Below are 17,602 nucleotides of genomic sequence, written 5' to 3'. Positions count from 1 at the left end.
TGGTATCCAACAGCATAGAGTCCCTTTGTTTATTCCTGCCCGGAAAAAATTTAAAGGGTACTCTAGCTCTTTTTTCAATTTATTCAATCTGTTAAACAAAAATATTTTCCTTAGCCTGACGGCTATGGGCGCTTTCGCCCGACGTTTCATTTTTCACCAAAATCCAGCGAATAAGATGGTTTAGAAACTGTCCAATAAGAATGCCGTTTTATACGAAGGCAAAGGAAAATGTCGGGCGAAAGCGCCCAGACAAATTATATTTAAAAACACTGTGTCACATGCCGTGATAGAGTATGCTCCTCAATGTGAACCTCATTGGAGGCTGTTTTATTCACATTAGTTAATAAGCTTGCGACGATTTTATGCATAGTGAATGTCTGATTGGAATAATCCTGGGATCGGAAAAAATGCCTTTCTTTTTTTAAGAGGTGATCGGGAGAATTTAAAAGCAGCATTGCCAACTCTTTTCTTAGTTCTGGGCTTAAGTTATCAACAATTTTATTAAGTTCATTATAATAAGCCATCTTTCTCTCTTTCAGATCTGAAATAAAGGCAATCTCCTGAAGCAGATGTTCATTGATCTCTTTAGCAGTTTTAAAGTTTAACTGAGAATTAGCAGAACGGCAGATGCCCAATACTTTGAGCCGTAAATTATTCTGTTCGCATCCTTCTTCAAGCGGTAGGGTTTCCAATGCTGTTAAAACCTCTGGTAAGCTGTAAACCCACACATCATCCTGGTCAAGTTTGAAATAATTAGCCAGGCTTTCAGCCAGAATATTTGGCCTTAGTGATGGGTCGAGCAGACATAGTTCAATCAATTCCTGATCACTGAAATCAGAGGTCTCCGGGGCATTATTATCTTGCGGGGGAGCTCCCAGTCTGCATTTATATGCCACAATCATGTCGGTTAAAAATGTTTGATAATACGGCAACGACGATTGGGTGAGGGTTAATTGCTTAAACTCCCTCACTGATGAAGCCAGATCGTAATTAAAAAAATGTTGAAGCCTGAATTCAAACCATTGAGCGCGCAAGTTGTGAAGTTGCCTGCTTTCGGGATAAAGTGTTTCAAGCTCCTGTAAATTCTTGCTGATTAAATCCGCCAGCCCATTAAGATTATCTTTGTAATCCATTGTGCCATTTAGAAATTCTTCAATTTCTTTAGTTGTGGCAGTCAGGGCCTGTTGACCCTCATCAAAGAGTGCTTTGATTTTTTTGTTTCTTTCCAAGGCCGTATTAATACGTTGAAGTATAGGCCCCCGAACTCCATTACCAACAAGATTTAGATATATCACACTAGTATTGGTTTCGAGTGCTTCTGCCAGGCTATGCACTCCGACAGTACCGATTCTATTGTGGCCAAGATCTAATGAGGTAATACTGGTGTTGGTTTTAAGTAGTTCAGCGAGACTTTGCGCTCCGGCATCATCAATGTCATTTTGGTAAAGATTGACGGAGCTTAGAGTGGTATTAGACTTAAGTGCTTCAACAAGGCTTCGTACCCCATTTGAGCTAATTTGATTATGGTTTAGCCCAAGGGACGTCAGCACTTTATTGGTTTTAAGGGCATTAGCAAGGCTTTGCATCCCGGCATCCCGGATTGAATTATTAAAAAGGTCAATGGAGGTCAGACTATTATTGGTCTCAAGTGCTTTTGCAAGATGCGCGGCACCGGCAGCCCCAATTTGATTAGCGCCAAGCTGGATACTGATCAAGCCAGTGTTGTTTTTCAATCCTTCCGCTAGATACTGCGCAGCCTCAACATCAATCTTATTACCATAAAGACTCATGGAGGTCAGGCGTGTATTGATTTTGAATGCTTTAGCCAGCTCCCGGATACCATCAACACCAATTTGATTACCGCCAAGGCCAATGAAGCTTAGCGGGGTATTGGTTTCAAGCAGTTTGGCGACTATCGAGGCACCCTTATCCAGGATTGAGTTATCATAAAGATTAATGGAGGTCAGGCCAGTATTCCTTTTGAGGCCTTCCGCCAGAAACTCTGCACCTTCAACACCAAGATGGTTTTCCCGAAGGTCAAGGGACTTTAGGGTATTATTGATGGCGAGTGCATCTCCCAGCCACCGACCCCCCGGAGCGCAAATGAAATTACAGAAGAGACTAATGTCAGTCAGGCTTTGATTAATTTCGAGCATCTCAGCGAAACTTTGCGTCCCTTGGTCACATAGCTGATTACCGCCAAGGTTAATAGTGGTCAGGCTTGTATTGGTTTCAAGCTCTCTGGCCAAGCTCCGCGCCCCTTCGGCACCGATGTTGTTAAGAGCAAGATCCATCTCAGTCAGGCTGGTATTAGTATGAAGTGCCTGAGCGAGATTTTGCGCATCCTCATCCTTTATTATAAAACCATTCTCTTTTATAGAGGTCAGGGCTGGGTCATTTCGAGCAATTCGGTCTAATAGTTCTTGATCAATCATAGGTAAGTATTCAGCGCTAATATTTAAAGGCAAAAATTGATATAAACAGGTCAATACTTTAACACTTGAATCGATTTATATCAAATTTCGATATCCATTCCAAATAGTTAGAAATAGTGTCCGAACTCCCGTCTAATCAAAAATTGTATAAACTGATAAAATTTAATCCTGTTTTGTGAATGCTTATGAGGGGAATTTTTAATGAAGAAGATTAAGTTAACAGGAACTGAGATTATTTTATCAAACCACGATGATATTTTATCTGTTTCTAAACCAGGGGAAGAAAACTCTCAGAAAGGTAAACTGTTTATTAAAATTGAAGCTGGAATATCAGTTCTTCCAATTAGGGAACAGTTATTGAACTATCAAAAAATTTCCCTGGAATTTAAACAAATTGATTCGGTTTTATTTCAAGACTCAGATTTTAATGAACTGCAAAATAGCACCGATGAAATCAATAATTTACTTGAAATAATAAAGAAATTGCCTGAGCAAACTAAAGCAATCAGTTTTTGTTTTTCCAATTTGGGAAAATTGGGATTTGAGAATGTGTATCGTATTGCAGAGGCTATCGCACAAACATTCGGGGAGAGCATTAAAGAACTGGACCTAAGGGCTTGTGGTTTAAATAATTTGCGTAAAGCGAGACGGAAAGAAATTGAAGATTTGTTTCCGGAGGGCGTTGTAAAACTTACGAAATGGCAACTTGTTAATGAGAGTGATAGCCCTGATGATGAAAATGAAAACGAGCGGCATTTTCATAGAGAATATCAGCATGACCATAAGCAGATAATGCTTGGAAAAACTATAATTTCTGAAACAACAAAAGATCCTGTTTTGTATATAAGTTATACAATTTTTGGTTCTCATGAAGGCAGTTTAATTATACATCCTCGGCATAAGATGACTACTCAAGAGCTGGAACAGAAGCTCGGTTACAGAGTTTATCATTCAATGCCGTCCTTCCCGGAGCCCCGTTGGGAGGTTACACTTGATACGGAAAATGAGAGTAATTTAGATTATTTTATTCATATACTCGATGATAATGAAGCACTGGAGGAGTTAAAAAAAGAAATCTATGATTTCCTGGAACTCAAACCCTCACCTGACGAAGTGCTAGGTTTATTTGAAAGCGGTAAAACAGAAGAGGCGCTTGAACAATTAAAAAGGGCCGAAAGTAAGGGATGCCATATTTTTGTTTGGGAAATTGCTGATTATTTTTTTAATCAGCTCATAACTTTGGGAAGTGAAACAAACCTGTCTATCGATACGCTTTATGAAATGCATGAGGTTATCACTATGGAGAGTCCCTATTATCACGAAGCTCAAATGAGGAAACTGGAAATATTAGACACGCAAGGCAATAGCCGTGAACTTGATGTGGAACGATTTACAGTCGCTCTCGGTTATAAGCCACAACCAGTGGTTGACCAGAAGAGGGTAGATATGCTTTTTCACGAATTGTCGGGTAAAAGAGGAGCTCCTAATATTAACAACCTTCCTTCCGCTTCAGCTTTAATTAAGCTGGCAGAAGAAATGTATCAGTTAAAGCAGGAGTGTGCAGAATTGCGTGCTTATAAAAAGGAAAATGAAGAAGCTAAGCGGAAAGCTGAAGCAATAGAGGCATTAAGGGAGACAGGCGTAAGCTCTGCAGGAATTTTTGGCGAGCAATCAAGCAAAAAAAGAAAAATGACTGAAGCAGCCAATCCTGTGGTATCTCCAAGCTCCCCCTAGGGTACTGCTATTGAGCTAAGCTCAATTGTATATTAAATAGTCCTTCCCGCGAAGTCATGGTATCTAGACATCTGAAAACAGAGTCTGCTCTTAGCGCCTACGTCCCTCGGTTGTGTACAGCAAAGGGAAGTAGGTAAATATCTTCAGTAAGTGCTGTGGGCCTTTAAGTTTCGATAAAAACATCACTATAAAACCAGAGCGTTACGTCGTTTGGTTCATGCTTGGTGCTTTAGCCAGCCTCGTCGCTTGGCTCACTGGTTCCACCGCAGAACGGTTAAACTTGCATTATGATTTTCAAGCAAACTCTTATAAACACCGACGTGTCTTGTCTTTCTTTTATCTTGGGTGCCAGATTATTAGGAAAAAAATAAACTTTGATATTGATTGGGCATTAATTTTAAAGGAGCAATAAACATGCTCCTCATTAAAATAAGTTGATCCCTCAGGCCAAGGGCCCAACAAAGGGGTTGAACCACAAATAACTTAACTGATAATTACGCTCAATGAATTCATTTATTAGCATGATGATTATTTTCTGTCATTCAGGATATATACAGTATAGCCATTTAACTGGATTTCTTAGGTGAACAGAGGCTCCAGGAGTCAGATTGAATCAATGGTTGCCTATGGTCTAGAATTAAGCAAAGTGGATAATTGAGAATGATATGCCCTGGAAGAAACTGGGTGAGGGTGCTTTCAATACAGCTTATGTCAATGATGAAGAAACTCTGGTATTCAAAAAGCCTCAAAGTGCAGGTCAGGCCACTGATACACCGGAACGTGCTGTGAGAATATGGAATGAAATAAACTCCCATATTAAGCCAGCTGCTGAAGTCCATAAGCTAGAACCCCTCGGCAGAGGCTGGACCTGCCCATACATAAAAGGTCGCCAGGCTACTGATAGAGAAATCAGTACTGCTGTTATTGATATTTTCAATCGTACAGGGCGTATTATCATTGATGCTGCCCCCTTCAACTTTATAACCACTGCCGAGGGGCAAACCGTTTGCATAGATGTTGGTATGGCTTTGCTGCTGGAAAAAGAAGAGGAAGACAAAGTTAGCAGCAAAGGAAAGCGCAGAAACAGCATAATAAGCAGTGAAACATGGGAACAACAGGGTGCTCGTTTCAATCATTGGCTCTCTGGATTGAGAAAAAAAATTCCAGAAAGTATGGATACTGTTAAGGCTTTACTATTCATGAAGGAAAAGAGGCCGGACATGTTTGATGCCAGCTTTTTAAAAGCTAATCCCACTGTGGCGAAAATACTGGCTGACGGATATAACAGTGAACGCGATTTACGATTCGGCTTGGAACCAAATTCAGAATTAGATTTGGCCAAAGAATTTGCTGACCACGTGTTCTCAAGCGATAGTCGCTCTCAAAAACCATTACCAAGTATTTCATTCTGGACAAAAGATAAATTGGCAGATGCAGTTGTAAAGGTAAAAAAATATTACTGAATGAAAGAGAGCTCAGCCTTGATAATCTTAAAGAAAGTTGTATCAGAGAGCTAACCCGCTATATTGATTCAAGAGGATCTTTAGTGCAAGGTAAGTTTTCTGAGTCCTTGACTACCCGCTATTTTCGAGATCGGGCATTAACCGCAACCAAAGTGGAGTATGCCAAACTGCTTATAGATAAGATTGGGGATGCAACCTCAATTGATGAGATTAAAGCGCTTGTAGATAAGCAGAAGCACAATGCCATCTTAAAAAAATCAGATCATACCAGCAATTTAATTGTCCATCTCAGCCGCTGCTCAGCCATGTGTGATATGGTAAAGAGAGAGGCCCTCAAGTCCATTACCTTAGAATCATTTAGAGATGCCGTCTTAAATAAAGATTATCGCGCGATTCAAGACCATCTACAGTACTTTGACCCAATACAGCAAGTGCCGGATCCACAAAATGCTAACCATCAGCACTGGATAATTCACTATGCTGTGCAGACAAAAGATTTAGCAACTGTTCAACTCATAGTAGAGTCCGCAAAAGACTATGAGTTTGGCAAGCAATATGATGTAAGACGAATTGGGCTTGATGAAGCAATAAAGCAAGGCAGTGCAGATATTGTCGATTACTTGCTTTCAATGGGAGCAAAACCTAGTCCCTCCGTGCTCTACGAAGCAGCATTGTTAGGAAACAAGCAAATTGTCGAATCATTGATAAACGCAGGGGCTTCTGTAGAGGAGGCTATTAATCTTGCATACGATAGATATGGTCAATGGGCTGGTGGGCGTGAAGAATACCAACAAATTGCTAATATTCTTTTTGATTATGCAGCAGGTAGCGATTTTCCTTCATATAATGTTTTTTATCCACTCGAGTTAAATAATCTTTGCTTATTTGCTGTCTCAGTTCAGGGAGTTCCTGTAAGGCTCGATCAATTACGTCAAAACCATCCTAAGCCTGAGAATTCATTGCTGACAATAAATGGAATTTATAATCTTCCTGGTGAACGCAGGACTGCAATCATTAAAAACATTGAAAAAATTGCAGAGTTAAGAGGGGGCATTCTCGTTGCCAACGACGGAATAGCTTATTTGCAATCGATAGCTTGTTTGGCTGAATATGGAGATATTGAACTGCTAAAAACCAGACTTCAAGCCGGATGTAATCCAAATGAAGTAAAGCAAAACTATGCCTATGAACCCGCTTTAATATTAGCAATTAGCAATGATCATCTCGATATCGCTCGTTTACTAGCGTCACATCCACAAATGGAAAAACCGACTCTAAAGGAAGCTATAAAGCTTTGTGAAAGAGATCATCCAGATTTAGTTGAATTTTTATCATTGTTATATGACGTGAATGCGCTCAATGAGAAAGGCGATGCGCCGATTCATATTGCTGCTAAAAAAGCAGATATAGATGCAATAAAGCGATTACTTTCTTACCCAAATATCGATGTTAATAAACGCAATGGTGCGGGACATACAGCACTTGAGATTATCGCGAAGCGTTCAGATAAGCCTCTAGAAGTATCGGCAATTATTAAACTTTTAATCGAAAGGGAGGCTGATGTTGGTGATTGTAAAAATCGGTCTGCCTTATACAATGCTGTAGCGGCAAATAATCACGAGGTTGTTAGTTTACTTATTCCTCATGTAGATAAATCACCTATCCAATATCCTTCTTTTACAGGCACCACAGAACGCCCCTGGTATGATCAATTACTTTCTATTGGTTTATATGCAAAAGGAAATCGATCATTTAATGAGATGCTTGTCGTTCTTGAAATTTTACGTGACAATGGTGCCGATTTAAATGCCATTGACTCCAACGAGAATAGTTTAATACATCTAGCAGTAAACATGCTCCCAGCCGCGAATAAAGCTACATCTGCGGCGCAACAGTTTAAATATCTGCATCAGGGATTAGATAGAGGTGTTAATCTGGAACAAGAGTATAGGAAGCAGTCTATCAAAGGTTATGCAGATCAGTTTAATAAAACTTATAATTTTTTACTAGAACTCATTCAGCTAGGGGTAAAACCGACAGTACCTAATGATAAAGGAATGACTCCACTGCATGTACTACTAAAGCAGCACCCTTTCAACTGGCTAGAAAAATCAGAAGCTGAATTAAAAGAAATGCTTAAACCCTTTATAGAAACAGGTGATGAACTTCATATTGCCGATAATAAAGGTAAAACACCCATACAGTATGCGGAGAAGTATAATCCGGGTTTGGTATCATTATTAAATGAAATAGTGGAGGAAATGAAACCTCCTATAAAGGAAGAACCTGGTCCGACAAAACTTAAGCTCTAATTATTTTTTAGTACTTTCACTAAGCCTTGCTTATAGATGTATTTAAAATGGCTGGAATTTATGAATCAATATTTGCAAGCTTTAGCAAAAACTAACTAATAAGGAAAACCATGGACAGAGCAACAATAACGAAGTTGATCTTAGCTGCACGAGTACAAAAGAAGCTGCGTTGGTCGGAGGTAGCTAAAGCAGTTGGCGGCAGCAAAGAGTGGGTTACCGCAGGCTGCCTTGGGCAAATGACATTTAATGCTGCGCAAGCAGAAACAGTGGTCAAATTATTTGACTTACCCAAAGAAGCTTTGGCGATATTGCAAACAGTACCTCATCGCGGTTCTTTGCCAACAGCCGTTCCAACCGATCCCCTAATCTATCGTTTTTATGAACTAGTGAGTGTTTATGGCACCACATTTAAAGAACTAATTCAGGAAGAGTTTGGTGATGGCATCATGAGTGCTATTGATTTTAAGATGGATTTGCAACGCGAACCTGACCCGGCAGGTGATCGAGTATCAATAAAGTTAAGCGGTAAATTCCTAAAATATAAGGAATATTGATTTCAGTAAACCGGCTGAGTGGCCGCCAAAATAGGGAGCCACCCATTCAAAGGTGCTGTTTCGTCGTCTCGATAATGGCGTCTGCCGCGTCTTCAACATTTCGCAGGAACAGCCGGTTATATATTCATAGCTTACCAGTATGGGTGCTTTTGGCTCCTTGAGTCTGATCCGTCTCTAATAGGTAAAGTTATTGCCCATATTAAATGAGGCTCTGCGTTTAATTATCAACAGTATACAACATCTATACTCTTATTAAGGCCAATTAAGAACAGAGTATTCATGACTTATTACGACATGTTAGGTATTTCACCAACCAATGATTTAGAACAAATTGTAATGACTGTAATGAAACTAAAGTTTTTAAATTATCATGTAATGACCAGACAAGACTTGGAGCGTCTGAACTCGATTAAACATTTTTTTTCAAAATTTTCAGATGAATACTATGATTATGTCACTAATCCTCAAAGTATTTATAAAGTTCCAAGGGAAGATATTAGCGATCTGACCAATCAGTTTTATAAACTCGAGGAATTTGTTGGAAAAAAATTGTATATAGTTGAAATGGATAGCTTTGCTATCCAAACGCCCAACAAAGTGTGCCAGGTATATGAAGCAAACCCTAGAAATCTAAATCAATTTGTAATCGATAAACCGCAAATTTATTTTGATTTAGATTCCTTATGCGCTATCGGAGTTAGTGATTGTCTTGTGTTAATCATTTCCGGTAAAACATTTCTAACTGAATTTAGAGTGTTAGCTCATATTTCTCCCCTGCAAAATATGCATATTGTTCATAGTCAAATTCTGAAAGCCATAACTGAAAGTTATGGGCCAATTTTATCCAGCGATTATTTTTTGTTTGGCGGCTCTGGAAAACTACCTCAGCTTTTTACGGAAGATGTACCCGAAAACGTTCCTTTATTGAATATAGAGAGTAGATTAAAAGGAAATGATGCACAAAGTATGCATAGCATTGATGATACTATGTATATTTTGCTTGGGGAACACAACATAGTCATCGAGCAGCAAGAACTTAATGAGCAGAACGAATTAATGACTTATCTATATTCTCAATCGTATTTCTCTTCAGACAGGCCCGTCAGAATAGATGATGCACTTGACCATTATACGCCTGGAGTAAGTGGATAATATGTTGCTTTATAACCCGTCATAGAGACAGCGCTCGCGCCCTAGTGTTGTCAGTAACGGAAAGAATTTTGTTGTTGCACTCGTGACTCTAATACCTTTTCTATCTGATTCAATATGGCTTCACTGATTCTGTGATTCCATAAAAAGTTAACGTTAACAAACTCTCCTGTATCTGTTTTATAGACATGTGCCGTTCTTGCCTGCAGCGTTTCAACATCCCCTGTTGAAACGCACCTTTATTGAATTTAGGCGAAATACAGGGTAAAGCCCTGGCCAATTAATTTGGCACCTAATTGCGTTATTTCGGGGGTTATTTCAGCTATTTTATCAATCAATGCTATAATTAATAGTAAGAGTACGGACAATGGATGTCTTAAATGGTGTGAAGGATCATACCTTCCACAGGGATGTGGGAGATTACTCTTAGCCCGATGTTCTACAAATCAGGATGACTATCGTCAATAGCGGGAATGAACAAATTAACTTCTCACCTCATTAACGCTCTATGAATCCCAAAATATTTAAGCCATTTTCAATGTAACTAACTACATTCGGAACTGACAGTAAGTATTGTGCGATATGCTTTGTTTGCTGTTCTTGAGCTATGCTAAGTGCATCGCTCCATTCATTTTTCTCAAAATCCCCATGCCCTAAATACATTAATGCGACCAAAGTTGCCTGTTGGGAAGGGGTTAGACTATTTATTGTTCCAAGCGTGCTTTGATACCAAGGATCCGAGAGGATATAAGGTGTATCCTTTTCAGTAGTCAACTTCGGATATTGATCTTCTTTTTCTTGGAAGCGTTCGATTTCTTCAAGAATGGCTCTGATTTTTTTAGGGTGTATGTTTAGCATTTATTTTCTCTTCCCATAATAGTTTATTATAGTCTATCAGTTTGATAACTAACCCGAATGCGGTCGGTGAATCAAGAAGGGTCCCGGGTCGCGTGTTTAAAGGGATCTTGACTTGATGACGTCATTTTTTCTCTGAACAGATAGGGATAATGTAGCGAGTGCCGGAATTTCTAGTTTAGAATGGCACAGTTTTATGCCAGGGCTAAATATCAAGGAAGTACTTTGCTCATAATTATCCAAATGGTGAATTTGGTCAGGCACTGCTGACCAATTAACCTGGACACACCATATAGTGTTAATTCAGGCTTTTTCTTTAGGCCAAATAAATGAAAAAAAATGATATGCCTATATAGAGCAATCCAACATTATACAATTTAGATGGCATGATCTACCTCATCATTTTGCTAGTAAATTGGTTATGGCTGGCATTGATTTAAATACTGTCAGAGAGCTGTTAGGTCATTCTGATATAAAAATGACTTTAAGGTATGCTCATTTAGGCCCTGAATATAAATTAATTGGGGAATAATCAAAAGCCATATTTTTGAAAACCACCGGCCAAAGAATGGGTGTTCTTATGGGTGTACACTCGATAGTTGAAATGTCCTTATTGTATTTGTATTTAGAGATCTGGTTTACGGATACGTGCCTGGAACTAACTCATTTCATACTCTATATTTATATACAATTATTTTAATGAGGAGTGACTATGGGTATGTATGAACGTTTACAAGAAGAGTCTTCTGAGGCGCGTCAAAAATTTATGTCAGTTCCCTTTATTAAAGGTCTGCTTAGTGGGCCAGATGATCTTCTCTCGCTAATGCAAGTGGTTGGTAAAGATGGTTTAAAAGATATCTATATTAATTTCCTGTTAGATTCTTATCAACATGTGCGAATGGCCACAACAATCTACGCTATGGCTGGAGCAAGAGTAGCTGAGGAAAATAAACAAGTACGCATTTGGCTTTTAAATCATGCAGTTGATGAATATGGGCACCATCAATGGATCGCCAATGACTTAAAAGTATTAGGAGTCGATACTTCCGCCTTGGAAACACGGAAGCAATCAGTTCATGCAGATTGTTTAGTAGCATGGCTATATTATATTGCTTATATTGGGAACCCAATGTCAATTCTCGCAGATTCATTTGTCATCGAGGGATTAAGTCAGTTATTTGCATCTCAAGCAAGTGAGATTCTCCAATCTGAATTATCTTTGCCCGATGAAGCATTGACTTATCTTGCACGTCACGGTATTGCTGACCAAGGGCATATGGATGAGTTAAAAGAATTAATTAATGAAAATGTTACAAAGGAAAGCGATTATCAGGATATGCTTCAATGTGCCAAGGTAGAATTTGAACTTTATAGCAAAATGATGCTGCAACTTGATGATAGTGGGGTGCTCTAATGTAGCACGAATAAGCGATAATAATCACTTAATCGGCTATTAATATGTTTAATCATGTCAGGCTTCACATTTCAAGATAAAACTCAACTGGATAGTTTTCAAATTCCTCTCATCTATTACCTGCAAGGTGGTTTTATCTGCCTGCGGGTGAATTGCGGGCAGTAATATTTGATATTCTTCAATAAGTGGTTTGGGTTAAGATGGTTGCCTCAAAATTAAGTGGAAACGAGAAAAACCTGGAGAGGGTCGTGCCTAGTATGGAATAGTTACCCACAACTATGACCCTCTTAGATGAGCGATTTATTAAACACTCATGCATATTGCTTTTGATTAAGAACATTAATGATTAATTTTCTCTCTCTGAGTGAAAGGCTTTTTGTATAAGATTCCATGTAGTTAATATAAAGAGAGGAATCAAAGCGGAATAATTTTTTTTCAAAGCCACGAGGAATAACCATTAGCTGACAATCCTCCAGCGCCGTTACAGATGTATATCTTAAATAATTATCATGGTATGTCCCAAATTCGCCTACAATATCTCCAGGATGGGCTTGCATAATTGTTTTTGCCAATTTAGATATGCTCAAGTGGCCGGATAATATAATAAATTTCTCCTGGTGATGCTCTTTTTCACTGAATAACATCATTCCTTTCCTAAGATTTAAAAAGTAACAATTTTTAATAATAAAATTAATAGTTTCTTTTTTTAGATGATATAGAAAAGATTTTTTATATTTTGTATAGAAAGTTGAATCTAAATTATCAATCGTTTTAGTAGAGGTCATAAAGTTTTCTAATACCTCAGGCCGGAAATTGTTGTAAGTACTTTTCAACGAATTAGAGCAGTATTTATTCATTGGATGGTAAAGAATAGATTTTATTTTCTTTAAGAACGCCATGTCAGGCATTACTACAATGGGTATTTCAACTCTGTCATCGAACTGTAACAATTCAGTTGTATAGGGTCGATAACCAAGTTGCATATAATGCTTCAGTAAGCCAGGTGAACAACTTGAAAACGTAAAATAACTATTTAAGTCACGAAACAATCGTGTTGCGAGATGGGTGGCATGAGCGGCTGCGAGATATTTTCCGCGTTTTGATCTTGTTACAGCTAACCGTTCTACAAAAGTGATTAGTGGGTTGGGGGGAAGGGGTAATTCATGAAGATAATACTTCAACTTTTCTTCTTCAGATATCTCATTGCAATTTAAATAATATGCTCTGCATGTGCTTGAAAGATTATTTTTGGAAGTCGTATAGGTGAGAATTGAATTTTTTTTATCATCAATTACATCTTTAAGTATTTTTCTCTGATGATCAAAGTTCTCCTCAATCATTTTATATTCATTATGATAAATCTCATATCTAAACTTGTATATTTTGTCCTTTTCAAATTCTGAAGATGCTTCTTTGACAGGGATACATTCTAAAATACGGTATTTGAAATAAGTGGATAACATAAAGTTTTACCTGAATGAAGTGGTTAATATAGAGGCATTATAGACAAAAAATGAGCTGACTGGTAAATTTGTCTTAACTCTTTTTTAACCTTATAACAATCTAGGTGGGGTGTATTGAATTTCCAACGATGCCAAATTATTAGAGTAGCAGCCAATATCTTCTTAGAAAAAATTACAGGGTCTTCAATCTCTGTTTGAGCGTTTAGGCAGGTAAGTGCGAAACCATTCTTTCTTTTCATTAAACGCCGGAAGTAGGTTCCTTCGCTGATTTCAATTATACAATCATGGCCGATACACTTTTCAATATCGGTAGTATTCAGGTATTGAATTCCTCCAACGAAATCGCCTTTTGAATAGATGGGTTCCATGGTGTCATCGGAAACCATTATAACCATAGCATTCGAATTGTTAGACCTAAAGAACTCTATTTCTTTCTGAATGGAGTTTTCTTGACTAAGCAGGGGGGCTATATCTTTATCAAGTGCTGGGAATGGTGAAATAATAAAGAAGGAGATTGCGAGTCAAAATGGTCACAGCGTTTGTTTTACACTTTACTCATACTTATACAATAAGTTAGCACTTTATATGCACTTTAAAAGTGAAGTTTGATGCAAGGTAAATAACGTAACCTATTGATTTTATTGGTCGAGTGACAGGAATTGAACCTGCGACCCCTGCCTCCCGAAGGCAAAATCAAATAATTCCCCTATGTATCTCAATGCATTTCTATAAATAATAACCCCTTATATACAAAGGGTTTTGTCGTGTTTTTCAATTTACACTCATACACCATTATGCTACATTCCATAATAAAAATGCACCCTATATGCACCCTGAAAGATGAGGGGTACGTTTCTAAATGGAAATTGAGTCAAATAGTGCAGGGCGTATCGGAAGATTTTGAGGGGCTATAAACCAAAAAACCACCGTGAAGGTGGTTCTTGGTCAACTGCTTAAAGGGGCGCTTTCACGGATCCCTAAAAGCTTACTGAGTAATTATGAGCCATTTGATAGGTATATGTCAATAAAGAAAAGGGCAAGGGATGGAAGAGTATTTAAACGTCTTATCAATGGATCGTCTCAAGAGCTATGAAATATTATGCCCTGATCAAATCCAATCCAATATCATAGGCGCTTATCATTGGAATTTACTGATATCTCAGGCATTGTACCCTTTCATACACTCTGTGGAAATCGCATTGCGTAATGCGATACACCATGCTGCAACTCAGAAATTTCAAACAGAGTTCTGGTTTGATTTTGTTGTAAAGGATGGCAAATCAAAATCTATTCTTGCAGAAACTAAAAAGGATTTATCCAAAAGGTTTGAGCAGGTTTCTGCATCGGATATTGTTGCTGCATTGACATTCGGCTTTTGGACCACCTTAATAAAACAAAAAACTTACACCGATCAGTTTAATCCTCATAGACTGTGGCCTGATTTGATACCTTCTGTTTTCCCTCATTATGCGAGAGGGGATGATGACAGGAAAAATATATCAAAGCGATTTGAGGAAATCAGATTGATCAGAAACCGGTTATTTCATCATGAACCCATATGGAAATTTAAAAAAGCTACTACACCGCAGGAATGTATTGCTGAATTGCGTAGAAAATTCAATGACATATTTAAAGCGATAGGCTGGATTTCTACCCATAAAAGAAATTATTTAAGAGAGTTTGAGTTTGTAGAATTTTTTAAAACCCATTGCACCCTTGAGATGTTAGAAAGCTATCGGGTAAAAGGTGTCCAAATTCAGAAGTTAGAGAAATAGATGAAAGCAAAAATCAACAATACTCTTATAAAAAAATTAGTGCCAGCAGAAAAGGAGTATGAAGTTCATGATATTGATTTGAAGGGATTTTTTATAAGAGTCTTCCCTTCTGGAACAATGCGCTATGTTTGCCAATATAAAAGGGGAAAAAAGATTAATATCGGTACCGTTGGGGTGATCTCGGCGCCTCAAGCAAGAGAAAAGGCTATTGAGATATTAAGTAATTCAAACAAAGGTATTGAACCAACTGCCCGAAAAGGTGCTAATAAAGCACATACCTTAAAAGAGTTCATTGAGAATGAGTACAAGCCCTGGGCATTATCTCATCACAAAAGAGGGCGGGAAACCATAGAAGCACTTAATCGATGTTTTAATAAGCTATATTCAAAGCCTCTTAATGAGATTACCCCTGCTCTATTGGAACAGTGGCGGGTTAAACGTTTGAATGAAGGAACAGCGCAAGCGACAGTTAACCGAAACATTACCACGCTTAAATCTGTTATTACTAAAGCCACAGAGTGGGGATTTTTGAAAGAAAACGCCCTACGAAATTTAAAGCAATTCAAAGTGGATCGTTCCCCAAAAGTAAGATATTTATCGGTAGAGGAAGAAACACGTTTACGACAAGCGTTGCAAGATAGAGAAGCTCTCTTGAGGCATAAAAGGGAAAGTGGAAATCAATGGCGTAAAATTCGCGGCTATACTTTGTACCCAGAGCTCGGGGAAGGGGAGTTCTGTGATTATTTGATGCCTATGGTACTACTCTCTATTAATACAGGCCTGAGACGAGGGGAGTTATTTAATCTAACATGGGATATGATAGACCTCTCTGCAAAATCCATTTTCATAGATGGTGGAATCACTAAAAACAGCAGCTCTCGTTTTATTCCACTGAATGACGAAGCATACAGTATTTTGAAACAGCTTTATCAAAACAAAGCTGCTGATAGTACGCTGATTTTTCCCAGCAAGGGTAATCAGCCGTTTAATCACGTCAAGCGCTCTTGGGCTTCACTTTTAGAGCAAGCTAATATTTCACAATTTAGATGGCATGACTTGCGTCATCACTTTGCTAGTAAATTGGTTATGGCTGGAGTTGATTTAAATACTGTCAGAGAGTTACTGGGTCATTCTGATATAAAAATGACATTAAGATATGCTCATTTAGCACCTGAATATAAAATTAGTGCTGTTAATAAAATAAATTGGCAATTAAAAACATAAGCGTAGACATGTTCATTTCCGAGAGAGAATTAGTGGTAAAAATCAATAATTTCTCTAATATTCTGCTCACCTTCGGTAGAAATAGGTGTTTTCCATATACAAAAATCGCTATGAGCCGAGATTAACAGTTCCAACTTACCTTTAAAATTATCATCGTTTAAAAAAGCATTTAGATCTGTCTTATACTCCATGTCGATAGAAAGATAGTGGAAAATTAAGGTGCAAAAATCTCCATTGTGTAACGAAGAATAGGTGATATAAGGCATTTGAGGTAAAAATCTTAGAGGAAGTCTGCGTTTTAACCCATGAAAAAATATTCCAGCCCTTCCATTGAACAAAGGGTCTTTATTGCTGCCCTGTAAACATATGAATTGTATTTCATTAAAATTGCCTGAGTCTATTAGATTTTCACAAACGGTTTTTCTATATAAATACTCCTGTTTAGCCATCATAAGGCGTCTTTGATAAAAACCATTTATTATTCGTCTGTGTATCTCCTTCGCTCTTTTAGAGGCGTGACCGATAAATTGGCTCTCGCGTAAAAATTGCTCTTGGATCTGCTGTTTTTCTATAATGTAAAGGCCGTAACAAATCATTCGATAGTGAGATAACAATGCAATTTGTGGAGTAACAATCCCATTAAAATTGTCTAACTCGTTAAATATGCTATGGTCGTGAAATGAACAGAATCCCGGGAAAGTGGAAACTTTAGCTAAGTTGCAGGGTTTAAAATATTTTTTTTCTTCTTTTGGTTTTAACCTTGAAAAAATATCGTGTTCTATAACTTGTAGCTTAATAATTTCGCCGTAATTTCTTATTGATTTTTTTGAAAGTGTGTGGGAGTTAATAGGGTTCCTTGAGCAACCCGAATAAAAGCAGGTTAATCTGGGGGGCGTTATGAAATGGAAATTATTTAAAAACCTGGAAGCATCCGATTTCTTAGAGCACATTGACGAACTTAGCAGGACTAGAAAAAGTTCATTTTACTCCAATAATGAAAAAAGGCATAATTTAAAAACATAGTGCCTGATTAACTGGGGTTATGTGTGTGATTCATAGACATCGTTTCAATTAACTGATAATTTGATTATTTCATCTCATTGATATTGAGAGAGTTCATAGCTGTGTCAGCCCGCAGCTTCTATCGTTTTTTACTTGATCACGTCACTCATTTCTTCTGCAGAAATGGGTATTGCTGTTCCTTCCAAAATAACTTGTCGGCTT

Annotated in this window: 14 protein-coding genes; 9 read left to right on the top strand and 5 right to left on the bottom strand. The window is 38.0% G+C overall.

The features are described 5' to 3' along the window. Window positions 1-260: 260 nt before the first annotated feature. Window positions 261-2,435 (bottom strand): hypothetical protein, encoded by a 2,175-nt coding sequence (locus B1207_RS15375; protein WP_146740086.1) that lies wholly within the window; start codon window positions 2,433-2,435, stop codon window positions 261-263. A gap of 201 nt (window positions 2,436-2,636) precedes the next feature. Here B1207_RS15375 and B1207_RS15370 point away from each other — a divergent pair, with 201 nt between their 5' ends. The 5 genes from B1207_RS15370 (at window position 2,637) to B1207_RS15350 (ending at window position 9,650) form a co-directional block, all read left to right on the top strand. Further along, a complete protein-coding gene (locus B1207_RS15370; RefSeq protein WP_112220761.1) occupies window positions 2,637-4,169 on the top strand; it encodes a hypothetical protein in 1,533 nt (510 codons plus the stop codon). Window positions 4,170-4,834: 665 nt separating this feature from the next. Next, window positions 4,835-5,632: a hypothetical protein gene (locus B1207_RS15365; protein WP_112220760.1), complete on the top strand. Its 798-nt coding sequence runs from the start codon at window positions 4,835-4,837 to the stop codon at window positions 5,630-5,632. 83 nt (window positions 5,633-5,715) lie between these two features. Then, complete coding sequence (locus tag B1207_RS15360; protein ID WP_112220759.1) at window positions 5,716-7,944, top strand: ankyrin repeat domain-containing protein; 2,229 nt, start codon at window positions 5,716-5,718, stop codon at window positions 7,942-7,944. Between the two features lie 110 nt (window positions 7,945-8,054). Next, complete coding sequence (gene cynS / locus B1207_RS15355) at window positions 8,055-8,498, top strand: cyanase (protein ID WP_112220758.1); 444 nt, start codon at window positions 8,055-8,057, stop codon at window positions 8,496-8,498. Window positions 8,499-8,777: 279 nt separating this feature from the next. Then, a complete protein-coding gene (locus tag B1207_RS15350; protein ID WP_146740085.1) occupies window positions 8,778-9,650 on the top strand; it encodes a hypothetical protein in 873 nt (290 codons plus the stop codon). A 495-nt stretch (window positions 9,651-10,145) separates the two neighbouring features. On the opposite strand, the gene B1207_RS15345 is transcribed toward B1207_RS15350, so the two are convergent. Continuing rightward, a complete protein-coding gene (locus B1207_RS15345) occupies window positions 10,146-10,505 on the bottom strand; it encodes a DUF3775 domain-containing protein (RefSeq protein WP_112220756.1) in 360 nt (119 codons plus the stop codon). Window positions 10,506-10,854: 349 nt separating this feature from the next. Here B1207_RS15345 and B1207_RS15340 point away from each other — a divergent pair, with 349 nt between their 5' ends. Both B1207_RS15340 and B1207_RS15335 read left to right on the top strand, forming a co-directional pair. Continuing rightward, window positions 10,855-11,034 (top strand): tyrosine-type recombinase/integrase, encoded by a 180-nt coding sequence (locus B1207_RS15340; protein WP_367379941.1) that lies wholly within the window; start codon window positions 10,855-10,857, stop codon window positions 11,032-11,034. Between the two features lie 180 nt (window positions 11,035-11,214). Further along, window positions 11,215-11,916 carry an iron-containing redox enzyme family protein gene (locus B1207_RS15335; RefSeq protein ID WP_112220755.1) on the top strand — a complete coding sequence of 234 codons (702 nt, stop codon included), beginning with the start codon at window positions 11,215-11,217 and terminating at the stop codon, window positions 11,914-11,916. Between the two features lie 311 nt (window positions 11,917-12,227). Here B1207_RS15335 and B1207_RS15330 read toward each other — a convergent pair whose 3' ends face one another. Beyond that, window positions 12,228-13,379 (bottom strand): Crp/Fnr family transcriptional regulator, encoded by a 1,152-nt coding sequence (locus B1207_RS15330; protein ID WP_112220754.1) that lies wholly within the window; start codon window positions 13,377-13,379, stop codon window positions 12,228-12,230. Window positions 13,380-13,402: 23 nt separating this feature from the next. Beyond that, window positions 13,403-13,765: a hypothetical protein gene (locus B1207_RS15325; protein ID WP_146740084.1), complete on the bottom strand. Its 363-nt coding sequence runs from the start codon at window positions 13,763-13,765 to the stop codon at window positions 13,403-13,405. Between the two features lie 657 nt (window positions 13,766-14,422). On the opposite strand from B1207_RS15325, the gene B1207_RS15320 reads away from it, so the two are divergent. Then, window positions 14,423-15,154 (top strand): Abi family protein, encoded by a 732-nt coding sequence (locus B1207_RS15320; RefSeq protein WP_112220752.1) that lies wholly within the window; start codon window positions 14,423-14,425, stop codon window positions 15,152-15,154. Then, window positions 15,155-16,378, top strand: coding sequence for a site-specific integrase (locus B1207_RS15315; protein WP_112220751.1), 1,224 nt, complete (start codon window positions 15,155-15,157; stop codon window positions 16,376-16,378). It begins immediately after the preceding gene. 29 nt (window positions 16,379-16,407) lie between these two features. On the opposite strand, the gene B1207_RS15310 is transcribed toward B1207_RS15315, so the two are convergent. Next, window positions 16,408-17,328 carry a hypothetical protein gene (locus B1207_RS15310; RefSeq protein WP_253255893.1) on the bottom strand — a complete coding sequence of 307 codons (921 nt, stop codon included), beginning with the start codon at window positions 17,326-17,328 and terminating at the stop codon, window positions 16,408-16,410. Window positions 17,329-17,602: the final 274 nt, after the last annotated feature.

Source organism: Legionella quinlivanii, assembly GCF_003265995.1.
Lineage (GTDB): Bacteria > Pseudomonadota > Gammaproteobacteria > Legionellales > Legionellaceae > Legionella_C > Legionella_C quinlivanii_A.
Note: the sequence above shows the minus strand (reverse complement) of the source record. Positions and strands in the feature narration are given on the sequence as shown.

Bases quoted from the DNA above. Each gene is read 5' to 3' on its own strand.
- B1207_RS15375 (WP_146740086.1), bottom strand. From the start codon at position 2,435: ATGATTGATCAAGAACTATTAGACCGAATTGCTCGAAATGACCCAGCC.
- B1207_RS15325 (WP_146740084.1), bottom strand. From the start codon at position 13,765: ATGGTTTCCGATGACACCATGGAACCCATCTATTCAAAAGGCGATTTC.
- B1207_RS15330 (WP_112220754.1), bottom strand. From the start codon at position 13,379: ATGTTATCCACTTATTTCAAATACCGTATTTTAGAATGTATCCCTGTC.
- B1207_RS15350 (WP_146740085.1), top strand. From the start codon at position 8,778: ATGACTTATTACGACATGTTAGGTATTTCACCAACCAATGATTTAGAA.
- B1207_RS15315 (WP_112220751.1), top strand. From the start codon at position 15,155: ATGAAAGCAAAAATCAACAATACTCTTATAAAAAAATTAGTGCCAGCA.
- cynS (WP_112220758.1), top strand. From the start codon at position 8,055: ATGGACAGAGCAACAATAACGAAGTTGATCTTAGCTGCACGAGTACAA.
- B1207_RS15365 (WP_112220760.1), top strand. From the start codon at position 4,835: ATGCCCTGGAAGAAACTGGGTGAGGGTGCTTTCAATACAGCTTATGTC.
- B1207_RS15335 (WP_112220755.1), top strand. From the start codon at position 11,215: ATGGGTATGTATGAACGTTTACAAGAAGAGTCTTCTGAGGCGCGTCAA.
- B1207_RS15345 (WP_112220756.1), bottom strand. From the start codon at position 10,505: ATGCTAAACATACACCCTAAAAAAATCAGAGCCATTCTTGAAGAAATC.
- B1207_RS15370 (WP_112220761.1), top strand. From the start codon at position 2,637: ATGAAGAAGATTAAGTTAACAGGAACTGAGATTATTTTATCAAACCAC.
- B1207_RS15320 (WP_112220752.1), top strand. From the start codon at position 14,423: ATGGAAGAGTATTTAAACGTCTTATCAATGGATCGTCTCAAGAGCTAT.
- B1207_RS15310 (WP_253255893.1), bottom strand. From the start codon at position 17,328: ATGTGCTCTAAGAAATCGGATGCTTCCAGGTTTTTAAATAATTTCCAT.